At 70.4% G+C, this 14990-nt stretch carries 11 protein-coding genes; 7 read left to right on the forward strand and 4 right to left on the reverse strand.

Annotation, left to right across the window (positions count from 1 at the left end; all coding sequences use genetic code 11):
• The first annotated feature begins 5 nt into the window (after positions 1-5).
• On the forward strand, positions 6-2939 hold the full coding sequence (locus AB0C30_RS30850) for a type 2 lanthipeptide synthetase LanM family protein (protein WP_357951272.1): 2934 nt from the start codon (positions 6-8) through the stop codon (positions 2937-2939).
• Positions 2940-2974: 35 nt separating this feature from the next.
• The gene (locus AB0C30_RS30855) at positions 2975-4864 is read left to right on the forward strand and encodes an ABC transporter ATP-binding protein (RefSeq protein ID WP_357951273.1); all 1890 of its coding nucleotides are present in this window, start codon (positions 2975-2977) and stop codon (positions 4862-4864) included.
• Here the strand turns inward: AB0C30_RS30855 and AB0C30_RS30860 are convergent.
• From AB0C30_RS30860 to AB0C30_RS30870, 3 genes are all read right to left on the reverse strand, one after another.
• Positions 4830-6743, reverse strand: coding sequence for an AAA family ATPase (locus tag AB0C30_RS30860; protein ID WP_357951274.1), 1914 nt, complete (start codon positions 6741-6743; stop codon positions 4830-4832). The two genes, AB0C30_RS30855 and AB0C30_RS30860, sit on opposite strands and share 35 nt — an antisense overlap.
• A 171-nt stretch (positions 6744-6914) precedes the next feature.
• The gene (locus AB0C30_RS30865; RefSeq protein WP_357951275.1) at positions 6915-7247 is read right to left on the reverse strand and encodes a hypothetical protein; all 333 of its coding nucleotides are present in this window, start codon (positions 7245-7247) and stop codon (positions 6915-6917) included.
• Positions 7248-7665: 418 nt separating this feature from the next.
• Positions 7666-7914, reverse strand: coding sequence for an SCO4226 family nickel-binding protein (locus AB0C30_RS30870; protein WP_357951277.1), 249 nt, complete (start codon positions 7912-7914; stop codon positions 7666-7668).
• Between the two features lie 185 nt (positions 7915-8099).
• On the opposite strand from AB0C30_RS30870, the gene AB0C30_RS30875 reads away from it, so the two are divergent.
• From AB0C30_RS30875 to AB0C30_RS30885, 3 genes are all read left to right on the forward strand, one after another.
• The gene (locus tag AB0C30_RS30875) at positions 8100-8903 is read left to right on the forward strand and encodes an SAM-dependent methyltransferase (RefSeq protein ID WP_357951279.1); all 804 of its coding nucleotides are present in this window, start codon (positions 8100-8102) and stop codon (positions 8901-8903) included.
• A gap of 294 nt (positions 8904-9197) precedes the next feature.
• A complete protein-coding gene (locus AB0C30_RS30880) occupies positions 9198-9401 on the forward strand; it encodes a cold-shock protein (protein ID WP_086663560.1) in 204 nt (67 codons plus the stop codon).
• Positions 9402-9566: 165 nt separating this feature from the next.
• Positions 9567-10439, forward strand: a complete 873-nt coding sequence (locus tag AB0C30_RS30885; RefSeq protein ID WP_357951281.1) for an ACT domain-containing protein — start codon at positions 9567-9569, stop codon at positions 10437-10439.
• A gap of 37 nt (positions 10440-10476) precedes the next feature.
• Here the strand turns inward: AB0C30_RS30885 and AB0C30_RS30890 are convergent, their stop codons facing one another.
• A complete protein-coding gene (locus tag AB0C30_RS30890; protein WP_357951282.1) occupies positions 10477-12306 on the reverse strand; it encodes a sugar-binding domain-containing protein in 1830 nt (609 codons plus the stop codon).
• Between the two features lie 150 nt (positions 12307-12456).
• On the opposite strand from AB0C30_RS30890, the gene AB0C30_RS30895 reads away from it, so the two are divergent.
• Both AB0C30_RS30895 and AB0C30_RS30900 read left to right on the forward strand, forming a co-directional pair.
• The gene (locus AB0C30_RS30895) at positions 12457-14049 is read left to right on the forward strand and encodes an ABC transporter substrate-binding protein (protein WP_357951284.1); all 1593 of its coding nucleotides are present in this window, start codon (positions 12457-12459) and stop codon (positions 14047-14049) included.
• Positions 14046-14990: an ABC transporter permease gene (locus AB0C30_RS30900; RefSeq protein WP_357951285.1), complete on the forward strand. Its 945-nt coding sequence runs from the start codon at positions 14046-14048 to the stop codon at positions 14988-14990. The genes AB0C30_RS30895 and AB0C30_RS30900 overlap by 4 nt, the downstream gene beginning before the upstream one ends.

The following is a 14990-nucleotide window of genomic DNA, read 5'->3' on the forward strand; positions in this document are numbered from 1 at the left end:
CTGACATGGGGGAATACACCGTAAGCGACACCGTGCTGGACCGCCTGCTCGAACCTTCACTGGAGCGACTGGCGGCCCGGCTCGGGTCCGTCGCGGGCCTGGCGGAAACGGAGCGCCGGGCCGTACTCACGGGCGCCGCCACGGCGCTGCTGAACACCGTGCGCATGAGGACCAACCGGGTGCTGCTCCTGGAGCTGAACGCGGCCAGGATCACCGGCAGGCTCACGGGCGCCGACCCGGAGGCCAGGTGGCGGGATTGGGAGTCCCAGGCGGCGAACCCGGAGTTCTGGGAGTCGCTGGGCGGCCACTACCCGACCCTGCTCCCACGCCTGCGACGGCTGATCGGCCACAGGTGCGCGGCGGCGATGAGCCTGGCCTGCCGCTTCGCCGCCGACCGCCCGCTGCTCACGACCCTGCTCCGGCCGCTCGAGGGGGGCGAGCCGGGGCAGGCCAAGGGGGGCGATCCGGGGGAGCTGGTGAGCGTCGAGTTCGGCGCGGGCGACAGCCATCGCGGCGGGCAGAGCGTGGCGATCCTGACCTGCGCCGCGGGCAAGGTCGTCTACAAGCCGCGATCCGTCGCCGTGGACCTGGCCGCGGCGCGGCTGCTGAGCCGGTTGCTGGCCGACGAGCCCGCCGACACCCGGATCAGGGTCCCCGACGTGGTGAGCGGCGACGGCTACGGCTGGGCCGAGCACGTCGCCCATCGGTACTGCGCCGACGACGAGGAAATGCGCTGTTTCTACCGCAACCTCGGGCACTGGCTGGCCGTGATGCGGCTGATCGGCGGCACCGACCTGCACGCCGAGAACCTGATCGCCGCAGGACCGATCCCGACCGTCGTGGACTGCGAGACGCTGTTCACGCCCCAGCCGCCGACGCGCGTCTCCGGCTACGGGCTCGCGGCGGACCGGGCGGGGGCGCTGATCGGCGGTTCGGTGCTGGGCACCGGGCTGCTGCCGGGCCGGGGGCTGGCGCTCGGCTGGCGCGGCGTCGACATGTCCGCCATCGGCTCACTACCCGGCCAGCAGCCGGTCACGGAGCTGCCGGTCATTCTCGGCGTCGGCACCGACGAGGCGCGGATCGGCCTCGCGCCCGTACGCGTCCCGCTCTCGCTCAACCACCCGAGCCCGGAGCCCGTGCTGAGCAAGCACTGGGACCTGGTGGTCGACGGGTTCACCCGGCTGACCGGGCGGCTCAGGAAGCTCGACGAGGGCGGCGAGCTGGCGGGGTGGCTCGGGGAGTTCGCCGACCTGCCGATCCGGGTCGTACTCAGGTCCACCGAGAGCTACGCCGAGCTGCAGCGGATGCTCTGGCACCCGCACTCGCTGCACGACGAGCCCGCCGCCCGGCGGCGCGCGGCGGACCTGCTGGCCAGACAGGCGGCCAACGCGCCCGGCCGGCCGGACGACCCCGAGGTGATCGAGGCGGAGGTCGAGGAGCTGCTGGACGGCGACGTGCCGTTCTTCGCCACCACACCGCGCCGCGGCCGGCTCACCGGGCCGCGCGGCACCCAGTGGGGTCCCGTCCAGGACCTGATCGCCGGGACATTGGGCCGGTGGCGGTCGGCCGACCTCGCCCTGGAGCACCAGGTGATCCAGTCCGCCCTGGTCAGCGCGTACCTGAACGAGGGCGGCGTACCCGACCAGCGGCGCCTGCTCCCAGCCGTACTGAACACCGACGACCTGGACCGCAGGCGGCGGGCGCTGGCGGCCGACATCATGCGATCGCTGTCCGACGCCGCCGTACGCGCCGAGGACGGCACCGTCACCTGGATCGCGCCGGTGCTCAACCCGACCGGATGGGCGGTGCTGCCGCTCGGCCTCGATATGTACGGCGGCGCGGCCGGCATCGCCGTGCTGCTGGCGGGCTACCTGCGTGAGATGGAGGCGGGACGGGCCGACCCGGTTCCGGACGTCGGGCAACTGCTGGCCGACGTGCTGCGTACCGTGCGGATGGCGGAGGAGCAGTGGGCCAAGGACCGGGCCGAGATCAAGACGCGACGGCCCGCGCCCGCCGGCGGCTACCTCGGGCTCGCCTCACGGATCTGGGGCTGGCTGCTGCTGGTACGCCTCGGCGTGATCGAGCCGGCCGAGGCGTTCTCGCGGTCGGCCGACCTCGTCCGCGAGCTGCCCGCCGCGCTGGACTCCGACCCGTCGCTCGACCTGGTACGCGGCATGGCGGGCGCGGTGGTGCCCCTGCTGCGGCTCCACGAGAGCGCGGGCAACGCCGACGCGGGGGACCTGGCCAGGACGATCGGCCGCAAACTGGTGTCGGCGGCACAGGTACGCGGCGACACCGCGTGCTGGACGATCGACGGCTTCCCCGACGGCATCGGCGGCCTGGCGCACGGGGCGACCGGCATCGGCTGGGCGCTGTCCCGGCTGGCGGCGGCCACCGGCGACACCGACTGCGCGAGCGTCGCCGAGGCCGCCTTCGCCTACGAGGAGACCCTGTACGTCCCCGAGACCGGCAGCTGGCGCGACCTGCGCGGCCCGGACCAGATCGGGGCGGCGTGGTGCCACGGGTCTGTCGGGATCGCGGTCGTGGCGGCCGACCAGCTCATGGAGGGCCGCGGCGACCCGGAACGGCTGCGTGACCTGCTGCGGCGCGCGGCGCAGTCCAGCCAGGCCGACGGCATCGGCTGGAACCACACCCTGTGCCACGGCGACTTCGGGGCCTGGGAGGTGCTGGACCTCGCCGTCACCGCGGGGCTCGGCGCGGGCGGACTGGACCGGCCCCGGCTGGAGGCCCACCTGCTCGGCAGTGTCGAGGAGCATGGGCCGGTCAGTGGGTTCGCCAGGGACGCGTTCGTTCCGGGGCTGATGCCGGGGCTCGGCGGAGTCGCGTACCAGTTGCTCCGTATGCATCCCGAATGCCCACTGCCCTCGGTGCTCCTGCCCGACCCCGGCCCGGTCTCCAGCACAGTGAAGCCGTCTTGAGCGCGTCCGCCGATGCCCATGAAGATGCCCATGAAATGGTGTCGCCTTACTGGCAACTCGACGACGCGGGCGACATGGGGTTCTGGCGGATGTGCCGCCGGCTGCCGGCCACCAGCCGGGCGGTGCTCGCGATCGTGGCGCGTGCGGCCCCCCGGCAGGCCGTCACGGTCGTCCTGCTCCAGGTCGTGTCGGGAGCCGCCACGGCCTTCGGCCTGCTGGCCACCACGGGGGCGCTGGAACGGCTGCTCGCCACCGGCCCCACCGTGGAGGTGGTGGCGGCCGCGCTGCCCCTGATCCTCCTCGTCGGCGGGGCGTACCTGCTGCGGGGGGCGGTCGAGACGGCCATCGCGGCCGCGTACGCCCGGCTGACGCCCGCGGTGCGCCGGATGGCGGAGGGGGAGCTGTTCGCGGCCGGACTCCGCGTCGAGCTGGCCGCCTACGACGACGCCGGCTTCTACGACCGGATGCAGCGGGCCCGGGATCGGGGCCTGTTCCACCTCGCGCGGGCCGTGGACAACCTGGTCGACCTCGTCGGCGCGGCGCTGGCGTTCGCCGCCGCGTTCACCGGGCTGGCCGTCCTGCACGCCGCGCTGCTTCCGGTGCTGGCGCTGGGCGTACTTCCGTCGGCCTGGACGGTGCAGCGCTCGGCCCGGCTGGCGTACGCGCACATGACCCGTACGGTCACCCTGAACCGCCGGGTCCAGATGATCACCGAGCTGGGCACGCAGCGCGACCCCGCGCCGGAGATCCGCGCCTGCCAGGCCGAGGAGTTCCTGCTGCGGGAGTACGCCGAGGTCGCCGACCCGCTGCGCGACCAGGAGGTACGGGTGAAGGCGGGCCAGGTACGCGTCGGCACCGTCGGCCGGGCGCTCACCGGGCTCATGTCCGCCATCACGTTCACCGTGCTCGGCCTGCTGCTGCAGGCGGGCTGGATCCCGCTGGCGGTGGCCGGCGGCGCGGTGATCGCCGTGCGGACCGCGAACGCCGCGCTCAGCCGGCTGGTCCACTCGGCGCACCAGCTGCTGGAGCAGGGCATGTACGTGGCGGACTACCAGGAGTTCGTCGACGACGCCGCCTCCAGGAGCCGAGCGGCGGCCACCCGCACCCGTCTGGCGCCGGTCGCGCCGGAGGTGATCACGCTGAGCGGCGTCGAGTTCGGCTACCCGGGCGGGACCCGCGAGGCGCTGCGCGGCATCGACCTCACCGTCCGCACCGGTCAGACCATCGCCCTCGTCGGCGAGAACGGCTCCGGCAAGACCACGCTCGCCAAGATCATCGCGGGCCTGTACGAGCCCACGAACGGGCAGGTGAGCTGGGACGGCGTGGACATCCGCGAGATGGACCCGCACAGCGTCGGCGACCGGATCATGATGGTGCTCCAGGACCCGATCCGATGGCCGCACACCGCCCGCGCCAACGTCCGGGCCGGCCGCCACGACCGCGACGACCCCGGCGACCTGGCGCTGCGCGCCGCCGCCGAGCTGGCGGGCGCCGACACCGTGGTGGCCGACCTGCCCAACGGCTGGCAGACGCTGCTCTCGAAGTACTTCCGCGGCGGACAGGAACTGTCGGGCGGTCAGTGGCAGCGGCTGGCCGTCGCCCGCGGCGTCTTCCGCGACGCGCCCGTACTGATCTGGGACGAGCCGACGGCGCCGCTGGACGCCAAGGCCGAGTTCGCCGTGTACGAGTCGCTGCGCCGCCTCGCCACCGGCCGGATCGTCATCCTGATCACGCACCGGCTGGCCAGCGTACGCAACTCCGACCGGATCTACCTCCTGCACGAGGGCGCGCTGGCGGAGCAGGGCACGCACGACGAGCTAATCGCCCGATCCGGTCGATACGCGGAGCTGTACGAGCTGCAGGCCCGCATGTACGCCGACGAACTCCCCCTCAGCGGAGTTCGGGGCGGTGGCTCCGGCCGTTGAGCACCGGCCTGTTGTCGCGGTGGCCGAGCAGATCGGCGGCACGGCGGCGGTAGACCAGCTGGGTCGGGACGGGCGTGGCGGCGTACAGGGACTCCCGCGTCACCTCGTTGGCGAACTCGTACCCGCTGCCCGTCACCACGAGCAATCCCACCCTCAGCGCGCGCTCACACAGCTCGGCGGCCACCTGCGGCGGCAGGCCGAGCAGTTCCCCGGCCAGCGCGGGCTCGAAGGTACCCCGGAACACCGAGGCGGCCCGCAGCAGGCGCTCCACCAGCGAGCCGGTCCGGTGAACCCGCGCGAGTACCGCCGCGCTCAGCCCCGCCGGCACCCCGTGCTCACCCGCCGCCAGGCCGCGAAGCAGCTCGACGACGTACAGCGGGTGACCGCGTGTCCGGCGGAAGACGTCGTCCGCCCACCTGCCCTGACCGCTCCTTGCGGCCAGCCGCGCGACCGACCGCGCGGGCAGCGGCCCCAGCTCCAGCCGGACGGCTGCATGCCCGAGCGCCTCCAGCGCCGCCGTGTTCTCCGCCGAGCGTGCCGTCACGACCACCAGCAGGCGCGCGCCGGAGACCCGGCGGGCCAGGTAGTGCACGAGTTCGACGGTCTCCTTGCCGGCCAGGTGAAGGTCCTCCAGCACCAGCAGGACCGGCTTCCTGGCCCCCAGTGCCCGCAGAAACGCGGCCACCGCCTCATAGGTGGACCTGCGCCCGGCGACTTGCCCAGCCGAGCCGTGGCGCCCCTGCCGCAGCGCCGCCTCCGGGATCAGCTCGGCCAGCGCCTGCGCCGCATCACCCACCATGTCGCGGAGCACGGACTCCGTGAGACGGGTGACCGGTGGCGTCAACGCGTCGGCGAACGGCTGGAGGAAGAGCGAACGCTCGATCTCCTGGCACTGCGCCTCCAGGGTGATCCCGCCGGTGGCCCGCGCGATCCGTACCGTCTCCGCGGCCAGCCGGGACTTGCCGATGCCCGCCTCACCCACGATCAGCAGCACCCCGGTCCGCCCCGTCGCGGCCGCCGCCCAGGCCCGGGAGATCATGGTCATCTCTTCCTCCCGCCCGGGTAACGCGGAATCCCTCTCCGCGGCCGGGGGGCCGGCGGGTTGCTCGCGCAGGATCGCCAAGTGCACCGCCCGTGTCTCTGCCGCCGGGTCCGTGCCCAGCTCGGCCGCCAGGACGTCGCGCAGCCGCTCGTAGGCCAGCAACGCCCGCGCGGGCTCGCCCGCCTCGGCGTGCGCCCGCATCAGCAGGCGGTGCGCCGCCTCGTCGAACGGATCCGCGGCCACCGCCAACTCCGCCGCCCGCCGTGCCCGCTCCGGCTCGGCGTTCCGGAGCGCCCCTGTCGCAGCCGCGTGCAGTGCCCGCCTGAGCAGCCCGGCCGCCTCGCCCCGCGCTGCCGCCGCCCAAGGGGCGTCGCAGTCGCCCTTCAGGATGACGCCGTCGTCGAGCAGTTCGATCGCCCGCGTCGCCGCGGCGACGGCCGCGGCCGCCTCGTTCACCGCCAGCCGGCCCTCCGCCTCCGCGGTCAGCGCGGCGGCCTCGTCGAGGTCCACGCTCACCGCCGGTGGCCGGCCCAGCCGGTAGCCCCGCCTGCCGCCTGTCACGGCCTCCGGGCCGAGAGTCCTGCGCAGCCTGCTCACCAACGTGGCGACGTTCTCCGCCGGCCGTTTCGGCGGGCAGTCGTGCCACAGCACATCTACGACGCGGTCGGTGGGCAGCGTGTGGCCGCGCTCGACCGCGAGCAGCTTCAAGAGCGTCCCGGCTCGCCCGCCGACCGTTTCGCGCAGGCCGTCCCTCTCGACCCCGAACGAGCCCACCAGCCGGATCAGCACCTTGCTCTCGCGGCCGTCTGTCCCATCGATCCCTGTCTCATCGATCATGGTGCTCCCGATGCCCTCCGCGTGCCTCTGACCTTGAGGCGTGACATCGAGGGACAGGAATGTTCCACTCGCCCTGGGGAGGCGGGCTTGCCGCCGGTCCGGCACTTGGGCCGGGTTTGCTCAGGCAGCGGCCTTCAGGCTCGTGAAGCCGATGTGCCGCCTGCCACGAGCTCAGCACCGCCTCGCGCACCGCCGCCGTGTCCTGGCCGAAGATCTCCCCAGTTGCCAGGCGAGGTCCTCCCACCCGAGCACCGCGCGGTCCAGGGTCTCGTCGGACGGGATGACCAGCGCCGCCCACGCGAGCCCGGCGGCCACCGCGGACCAACTGAATCTCTGTGCCTTCTTCAGGTTGGCATCGGTGGTCTTGCTCCAGCTCGCCAGCTCGGACTTGGCCCTGCCCAGATCCTCCTCCGTACCGGCGTAGCCATTCACCAGGTGCCGCTTCCAGCCGTCCGGGCTCGCTTCCCGGAACGGCGCGGTCTCCTTCGGCCACCTCCGGGACATTGAGTCACCTTGGGCGCTCAGGTTGGCGAGCCTCGACTCCAGACGCCCGACCCCGGCGACGCGGCCCCGGCCCTCCGCCGCGGCGCTCGGATGCGAACACCCGATCACTCAGGTCCTCTGCCATCTTGATGCCGACGTCGAACTCCATCCGTAACGAGTCCCAGATGTCGCTGTACCGGTGCCGCGCCGGCCACTCCCCGACCGCGCCGAGGGCGAGCGGCGGCAGGCTGTACAGGATGTCAGGTCGGGCGCTTCGAAAAGCCGGCGGCTGTACGCGTACGTGGACGGGGCTTCGACTTCAACGGGCAGGATCAGTCCGCCGCGACAATTAACGCGATCTCCGCCGTTGCTGCAGGTGATTCTGCCGGCAGTGGGCTCGATCGTGCATGCCCGGTGGAGGCGGCTCCCCGGCGAGCGGTCAGAGAGCCAGCGGCACGGGGTGAATCTCGTCGGCGGGGTGGCCCGACCGCTGGTGAATGCGTTGCACGGCCTCCGCGCTCGGTGCGTCGGACAGGCAGTAGATGACGCCCTCCTCAGGGTCCGCCCAGGTCTGCATGAAGGACACGCCCTCTTCGCTCTGGATCGCGAGGTCGGCCTCGTGCGCTTCACGGAGTTGCTCGTCAGTGATGCCCACCATGTCGTGGTGGACATCCATAAACCTTGTCATGACATTCCTCCTGTCGACATTTGGCGCAGGTCCCTCTCAGACTAGATCCGACATAAGTCATCAATCACCCCAACATTCCTCAAATGGCATGTCCAGGAACACCCGCCTCCCGCCTTGCCCGGCATATGATCATTCAACGGCCTTATGATCATTTCGACTGTTCCCGATCTCGCGAGGAGTCCACCGTGACCGAAAAGTCGGACTTATGGGCAAATGGCATTGACACCACCCGGCCCAGCATCGCCAGGGCCTATGACGTCGTGCTCAACGGCAAGGACAACTTCGAGGTCGATCGCGCGTTCGTCGCCGAGATCGTGAAAGTCGTCCCAGAGATCTACGATGTGGCGACGTACAACAGGGAGATCCTCGGCCGGGGCGTGCGCTTTCTCGTCGAGCGCGGCATCACGCAATTCATCGATCTCGGCTCCGGTTTGCCGACGGTGGAGAACACGCATCACGTCGCGCAGCGGGCCAACCCGGACGCGCACGTGGTCTATGTCGACAACGACCCGATGGTGCTGGCCCACGGACGGGCGATCCTGGCCGAGAACGACCGGACCGGGGTGGTCACGTCCGACCTGCGTGAGCCGAAGTCGATCCTGGCCGACGAGACGGTCCAGCGGCTCATCGACCTGGACCAGCCGGTAGGCGTGATGCTGGTCGGCATCCTGCACCACCTGCACGACGGCGAGGCCCCGAAGGGCATCGTCGAGGAGTACATGGCGGCGGTCCCGTCCGGCAGCTACCTCTTCATCACCCATTTCTGCTCCGCCACCCAGGACGCGCGTGACGCGGAGAAGAAGTTCCTCGCGCTGCTCGGCACCGGCCGCTTCCGGACTCCCGAGGAGATCACCTCGTTCTTCGACGGGTACGAGCTGGTCGAGCCCGGCGTCGTCCCGCTGCCCCTGTGGCGTCCCGAGGACACCGTCCCCGAGGAGCTCAGTGTCGGCCAGCGCCTCATGTACGGCGGCATCGCCAGGAAGCCCTGACTCGCCCGCACCGGTGGGTCGGGGGTCTCGCTCCCGCTGTCCCCACTCTCCGCCTCCGGCGCCTCGCCGATCGTGAGCGGCACGCCGACGCGGGGCCGACACGTCGGCGTGGCGGCCATGGTAGGCTGGTCTCAGTTGCAGTTCTGGTACCCAAATGAACTTTGTGTGCGCCTGACGGGACGTAGCCCTCAGGCGCATTTTGTTTGCCGGTCATTTCCGGATGGGTCATTTCGGCGACGTGGGGCCCGTGACCTGCGGGTTCTGTCTATTTCGCCTATCCTAAAGGAGATCGACATGGCGACTGGCACCGTGAAGTGGTTCAACTCTGAAAAGGGCTTCGGCTTCATCGAGCAGGACGGCGGCGGCGCTGACGTCTTCGCCCACTACTCCAACATCGCTGCCCAGGGCTTCCGCGAGCTGCAGGAAGGCCAGAAGGTCAGCTTCGACATCACGCAGGGCCAGAAGGGCCCGCAGGCCGAGAACATCGTTCCCGCCTGACGCTGGTCACGCACGACGAGCCGGGGTTCGCACCTGAAGAGGTGCGAGCCCCGGCTCGTCGCATTGAGGGCATGTGTCGCGAGCCCGGCCGCTCCTGGCGAGGGTTAATGTCGGTGAAACCGCACGTCGCGTGGTTGCGAAACAGCGGACTGCCATCCTGCCCGCATGAGCGATGCGAAAGACGTAGATCGGGCGCACACTCCTGAGCAGGCCGCCGCCTCGTGGAAGCGTGAGGTCGTAGAACTGGCGGTGCTCTTCGTCGCGGTCGGTCTGGCCCACCTGTTCGCCACTCTTATGGGGCACTCCGCCCCAGGCCCCGCGGTGCTGATCACCCTCGGTGCGGGGCTCATCATGTTCACCTTCGTCCACAAACGCCTGGCCCACCGACGACCCGGCCGCAAACGCCTGGGCCGCGAAGGCCACAAACGATGGGGAACCGAGCGCCAAGCCGCTGAGGTGATCGATATCGAGGGAGGCCGGCCGATGAAGTTGTGGCGCATCCGCACGCGGGTGGTCGACCGGCCGGGCCGTCTGGCGGAGTTGGCCACGGCGTTCGCCAGGCTGGACTGCAACGTGCTGGCCCTGCACATCGCCGCGACCGGCAGCAGCGCGATCTCTCCGTCCGGCTGCGACGCCCTGGACGAGTTCGTCGTCGAGGCGCCTACGCAGCTGAGCGAGGAGGACCTGCGGTCGGCGGTCGAGAAGGCCGGCGGGCTCGACATCGTCATCGTCCGCGCCTACGTCAAAGACCTGGTCGACCCCGGGGTCCAGGCCCTCGTCCTGGCCCATGCCGTCAGCGACGACCCGGAGCAGCTGCCCCATGCGATGGCGGAGCTGCTGCGCGCCCCGGACGTCCAGTGGCGACGCCCCGGAGACACCCTCGCCGACAGCGGCGAGTCCGGCACCACTCTGGTGATTTCCGTCCATCCCGAACGGGCGCTCCTGGTCAGCCGCCCCGCTCTGCCGTTCACCCCGACAGAGGCGGCCAGGGCCGCCGCACTGGCCGCCAGCGTGAGACAGCGGCGCTACTCCGACTGAACGCCGCCCGCTCAGCCAAGGCTGCCTCGTGTACGCGTCACCGCCGTTCGCAGGCGGCGGGCCGCACCTGGATCGCGCGGATCCTTTCGACATCGAGCTTCATGGAGCGATCAAAGGTATAGATGCCGTTCTGCTCCTGGAACACATCGGTGAGCTGTGTATAGCAATAGCCGAACATGTCCGGATTATCGAGCAATGTGCTGACAAGGCCGCCGAACCGTACGTAGAACTCTTCCTCCCCGGCCGGACGAACCCCATACCCCCACGACCGGTCAAGCGCATCGCCACCCTCGTCGGTGCCCGCGACCCACCAGATGCCGCCGAACTCACTGACGAAGTACGGCTGCCCCCGATAGGCAGCGGACATCGGGCCATCCGGGCTCGTGTTCATGAACGGCCGCCCGGAGGCGAGGCCGGCGTGGTTCGCGGCGAAGACCGCCGGATCCTGCTCATAGTCGTGCGAGTCCACCACATCGGTCTCCGCGACGCGGTGCGCGTAACCCGACACGTCCAGGACGGGGCGCGTCGGGTCGGCGAGCTTCGTGGCCAGCCACATCGCCCGTGTCACGTCGTCGAGCTGGGTGATCCGGTCCGTCAGGATCTGCGAGGTCTCGTTCAGCGGGCACCAGCCGACGATCGACGGATGGCTCAGGTCGCGGCGCACGGCTTCGAGCCACTGCGTCACCATCGAGGCCGTCGGTCGCTGGTTGTCCCCGGCCGGTCCGGAGGTGTCGACACCCCAGTCGCCGAACTCTCCCCAGACCAGATAGCCCAGCCGATCCGCATGGTAGAGGTATCGCTCCTCGAACACCTTCTGGTGCAGCCGGGCCCCGTTGAAACCCGCCGCGATGCCCAGTTCGATGTCGTGGGCGAGCGCGCGGTCGCTCGGGGCCGTCATCAGTGACTGCGGCCAATATCCCTGGTCGAGTACGAGCCGCTGGAACGCCGGCAGGCCGTTCAGCAGTAACCGGTTCCCGTCGATCGAGACCGAGCGCAGCCCCGCGTACGACCTGACCTCGTCGACCACGACCCCGGCCGCGTCGAGAATCTGGACACTCAGCCCGTACAGGTGCGGATCCGACGGAGACCACGTCCTGACCGAGCCTTCCGGCAGCCGCAGGGTGAGCCTGGGGGAGAGGTCGAGATCGGCGCGCACCTCCGCCTCGGCCAGGACGGCGCCGGCCGGACCGTTCGTGTCGTGATCGTAGGTCTCGGTGAGCCGGAGCCGGACACGATGGCCGGGCCGGTTGGCCGGCAGCAGGACGGTGACGTCGAAGCCGGCCGACGCCAGCTGGGGCACGACCCGCACTTCGCGGGCGTGTACACCGCCGACCGGCTCCAGCCACACCGTCTGCCAGATCCCCGTCGTCCTGGTGTAGAGGCAGCCCGCGTTGGCGTACTCCCTCGACTGCTTGCCGCGTGCCTGCAGGCTGTGGCGGCTGTCGCGGGCCCGGACCACGATCACGGCGTCCTCGCCGGGCGCGGCCACGCCGGTGAGATCGGCCGTGAACGGGGTGAAACCACCTCGATGCCGGACGACCTCGTGCCCGTTGACCCAGACGGTCGCGTCATGGTCGACGGCGCCGAAGTGCAGCAGCACGGTGCGACCGGCCCATGCCTCGGGAACGCGGACCGTCCGTCGATACCAGACCGACTCCATGAAGTCGACGTTCGCGATGCCGGACAGCTCGCTCTCCGGGGCGAAGGGGACGGTGATCCGGCCCGACAGCTCGCGTTCGACCAGTCCGCGTTCGAGGCCGGAGTCGCCGGCGTCGATCTCGAACTGCCACTCGCCGTTCAGGTTCAGCCAGTCCGTACGCATCAGGGCGGGCCGAGGGTACTCCGGGCGGGGAATGGGCGAGTGCATCGGCGATCCGGGCCTTTCTGAAGATCGGTTTTCGCCCAGCTCCTACCGCACATTCGGCTAGCCCGCAACCCGTTGACCCTTGAGGTAAACGCCATGTATACCTGGGCCATACCTGATGCATCCTCCAAGCGCCGACGAGGTGGAGATGTCATGGCAGTAATCAGCAGGCGGACCTTTCTCGCAGGCAGTGCCGCCGCGCTGGGTACCACCACCCTGGCGGCCTGCGGCAATCCCACGACCTTGCCCGAATCCATGCAGGTGGTCCGCGCCGGTAACGGTGGCCCGAGCCGGGGCGGAATCCTGTACTTCGGTCTCTCCACGGACCCGGCCAACCTCGACCCGCATCTCAGCACCGGCAGCGCCTCCGACTACCTGCGGCAACTCGCCTACAACGGGCTGGTGCAGTACAGCGGCGCCGGAGAGATCGTCGGGGACCTCGCGACCGAGTTCGGCTGGGCGGACGAGCTGACCTACAAGGTCAAGCTCCGCTCAGGGGTCACCTTCCACGACGGCTCCCCGATGACGGCCGAGGACGTGGTCTTCTCCTTCCGCCGCATGATGGACAAGGAGACCGCGGCGGCGTCGGGCCCGCTGCTCACGCAGGTCACCTCCGTCGAGGCGCCCGACGCCACGACCGTGGCCTTCACCCTGAAGCAGCCCGACGTGGCCTTCCCGTTCGCGCTGGCCGCGCCCACCACCAACATCGTCTCCAAGAAGTGGATCGAGGCGGGGGCGAACACCAAGACGCAGGTCATGGGCACCGGCCCGTTCCGGTTCGTGGAGCGCATACCCGGAGTGAGCACCACCTTCGTCCGGTTCGAGCACTACTTCGAGTCCGGCCTGCCGTACCTCAACGGCATCGTCTTCCAGCCGATGAGCGACGACTACGCCCGCGTGATGGCCCTGCGCACGGCGACCGTGGACATGATCGACTATGTCCCGGCCACCCACGTCGGCGTCATCTCCGAGAACCCCCGGCTGCGGTTCGCCTCGGACAAGACCTTCGGCTTCGGCTTCGTCGGGTTCGTGACCAGCAAGCGGCCCTTCGACGACGTGCGGGTCCGCAAGGCGATCGCCATGTCGATCAACCGGCAGTCGGTTCTGGACACCGCGCTGCTCGGGCACGGCAGGCCGATGGACGGCGCGCTGATGTCGGAGACGTTCGCTCCGTACGCGCGCGGGCTCGACGGGACCATGCCGTACGACCCGGAACAGGCGAGGTTCCTGCTGAAACAGGCCGGGCAAGAGGGTTTGACCCTGCCGGTGGTCACCACCAGCTCCTATTCGGTCATCGCCCGGCCCGCCCAGGCGATGCTGCCGGGCCTGCGCGCGGCCGGCCTGAACGTGAACCTCACGCAGCAGGAATGGCTGACCTTCCGGGCCAGCGTGACCGACAAGGTCTTCCCCGTCCACTCCTGGGGGACGGCGCCGAAGTTCGGCGACCCCGCGTCGCTGGGCGACTTCGTCGGCAGTACGGGCACCTTCGCCAAGTACCTCGACTTCGCGGACGACAAGATCGACGAGCTGCTCGCCCAGGGGCGCAAGACCTCGGAGCAGAGCCTGCGCGACGAGATCTACCTCGACATCGAGAAGCGGGCGCTGGAGCTGGTTCCGATGACCTACACCGTCCGCCGCGAGCAGGGCGAGGCTCACTACACCTACGTCAAGGGTTACGAGCACCCGCCGAAGGGCGCCTGGACCGCCACGGCCCTGCGCCGGACCTGGATGGAGAAGACGGCGTGAGGCGATTCCTGGCCAAGCGGTTCGCGCAGGCGATCCTGCAGTTGCTCCTCGTCGGCACCATCGTCTTCTTCTTGGTACGCCTCATCCCGGGCGATCCCGCCAAGGCGGTGCTGGGCGAGGCGGCCACCGAGCAGCAGATCGCCCAGACGCGGCTGGCGATGCACCTCGACGAACCCTTCTTCGGGCAGTTCATCGGCTTCTGGGCGCGGCTGTTCCAGGGCGATCTCGGCACCTCGCTGATCAGCGGGCGCCCGGTGATGCAGGACCTGCCCTCCCGCATCGGCAACTCGCTGGAACTGGTCCTGATCGCGCTGGCCGTCTCGCTGGTGGTCGGCATCGTCCTAGGCCGGATGGCCGCCACCCGCGCCGACAAGCCGTCGGACCACGTGCTGGTCGCCGGGTCCATCTTCGGGATCTCCCTGCCCGTCTTCGTGGTCGGCACACTGCTGCTGCTGGTGTTCGCCATCCTCATCCCGATCCTGCCGCCGGCGCGCTTCGCCTCACCGTTCGAAGATCCCCTCACGCACCTGCACATCCTCATCCTGCCGGTGGTCACGCTGACGGCGGCCTCGTGCGCCGTGGTCACCCGGATGACCAGGGCGTCCATGCTGGAGACCCTCAACGCCGACTATGTCCGTACGGCCCGCGCCAAGGGGCTGGTGGAGAAACGCGTCATCAACCGGCACGCCCTGCGTACGGCGATGCTGTCCGTGGTCTCCGTGACGACGGTGGAGCTGACGACGCTGATCGGCAGCACGGTCCTGGTGGAGACCATCTTCGGCTGGCCGGGGATGAGCTCCCTGCTCATGAACGCCGTGGGGCAGCGCGACTACCCCGTCATCCAGGCCGTCGTCCTCGCCGCGGCCACCATCGTCATCCTGGTCAACCTGGTCGGAGACCTGGTCGTCAGGGCACTCGACCCCCGGGCGGAGGACAACTGA

The organism is Nonomuraea sp. NPDC048901, assembly GCF_040649695.1.
Classification (GTDB): domain Bacteria; phylum Actinomycetota; class Actinomycetes; order Streptosporangiales; family Streptosporangiaceae; genus Nonomuraea.

What these genes read in the sequence shown, in the direction of transcription:
- AB0C30_RS30850 (WP_357951272.1), top strand. Translation starts at nt 6, where the DNA reads ATGGGGGAATACACCGTAAGCGACACCGTGCTGGACCGCCTGCTCGAA.
- AB0C30_RS30855 (WP_357951273.1), top strand. Translation starts at nt 2,975, where the DNA reads ATGGTGTCGCCTTACTGGCAACTCGACGACGCGGGCGACATGGGGTTC.
- AB0C30_RS30860 (WP_357951274.1), bottom strand. Translation starts at nt 6,743, where the DNA reads ATGATCGATGAGACAGGGATCGATGGGACAGACGGCCGCGAGAGCAAG.
- AB0C30_RS30865 (WP_357951275.1), bottom strand. Translation starts at nt 7,247, where the DNA reads ATGTCCCGGAGGTGGCCGAAGGAGACCGCGCCGTTCCGGGAAGCGAGC.
- AB0C30_RS30870 (WP_357951277.1), bottom strand. Translation starts at nt 7,914, where the DNA reads ATGACAAGGTTTATGGATGTCCACCACGACATGGTGGGCATCACTGAC.
- AB0C30_RS30880 (WP_086663560.1), top strand. Translation starts at nt 9,198, where the DNA reads ATGGCGACTGGCACCGTGAAGTGGTTCAACTCTGAAAAGGGCTTCGGC.
- AB0C30_RS30885 (WP_357951281.1), top strand. Translation starts at nt 9,567, where the DNA reads ATGAGCGATGCGAAAGACGTAGATCGGGCGCACACTCCTGAGCAGGCC.
- AB0C30_RS30890 (WP_357951282.1), bottom strand. Translation starts at nt 12,306, where the DNA reads ATGCACTCGCCCATTCCCCGCCCGGAGTACCCTCGGCCCGCCCTGATG.
- AB0C30_RS30895 (WP_357951284.1), top strand. Translation starts at nt 12,457, where the DNA reads ATGGCAGTAATCAGCAGGCGGACCTTTCTCGCAGGCAGTGCCGCCGCG.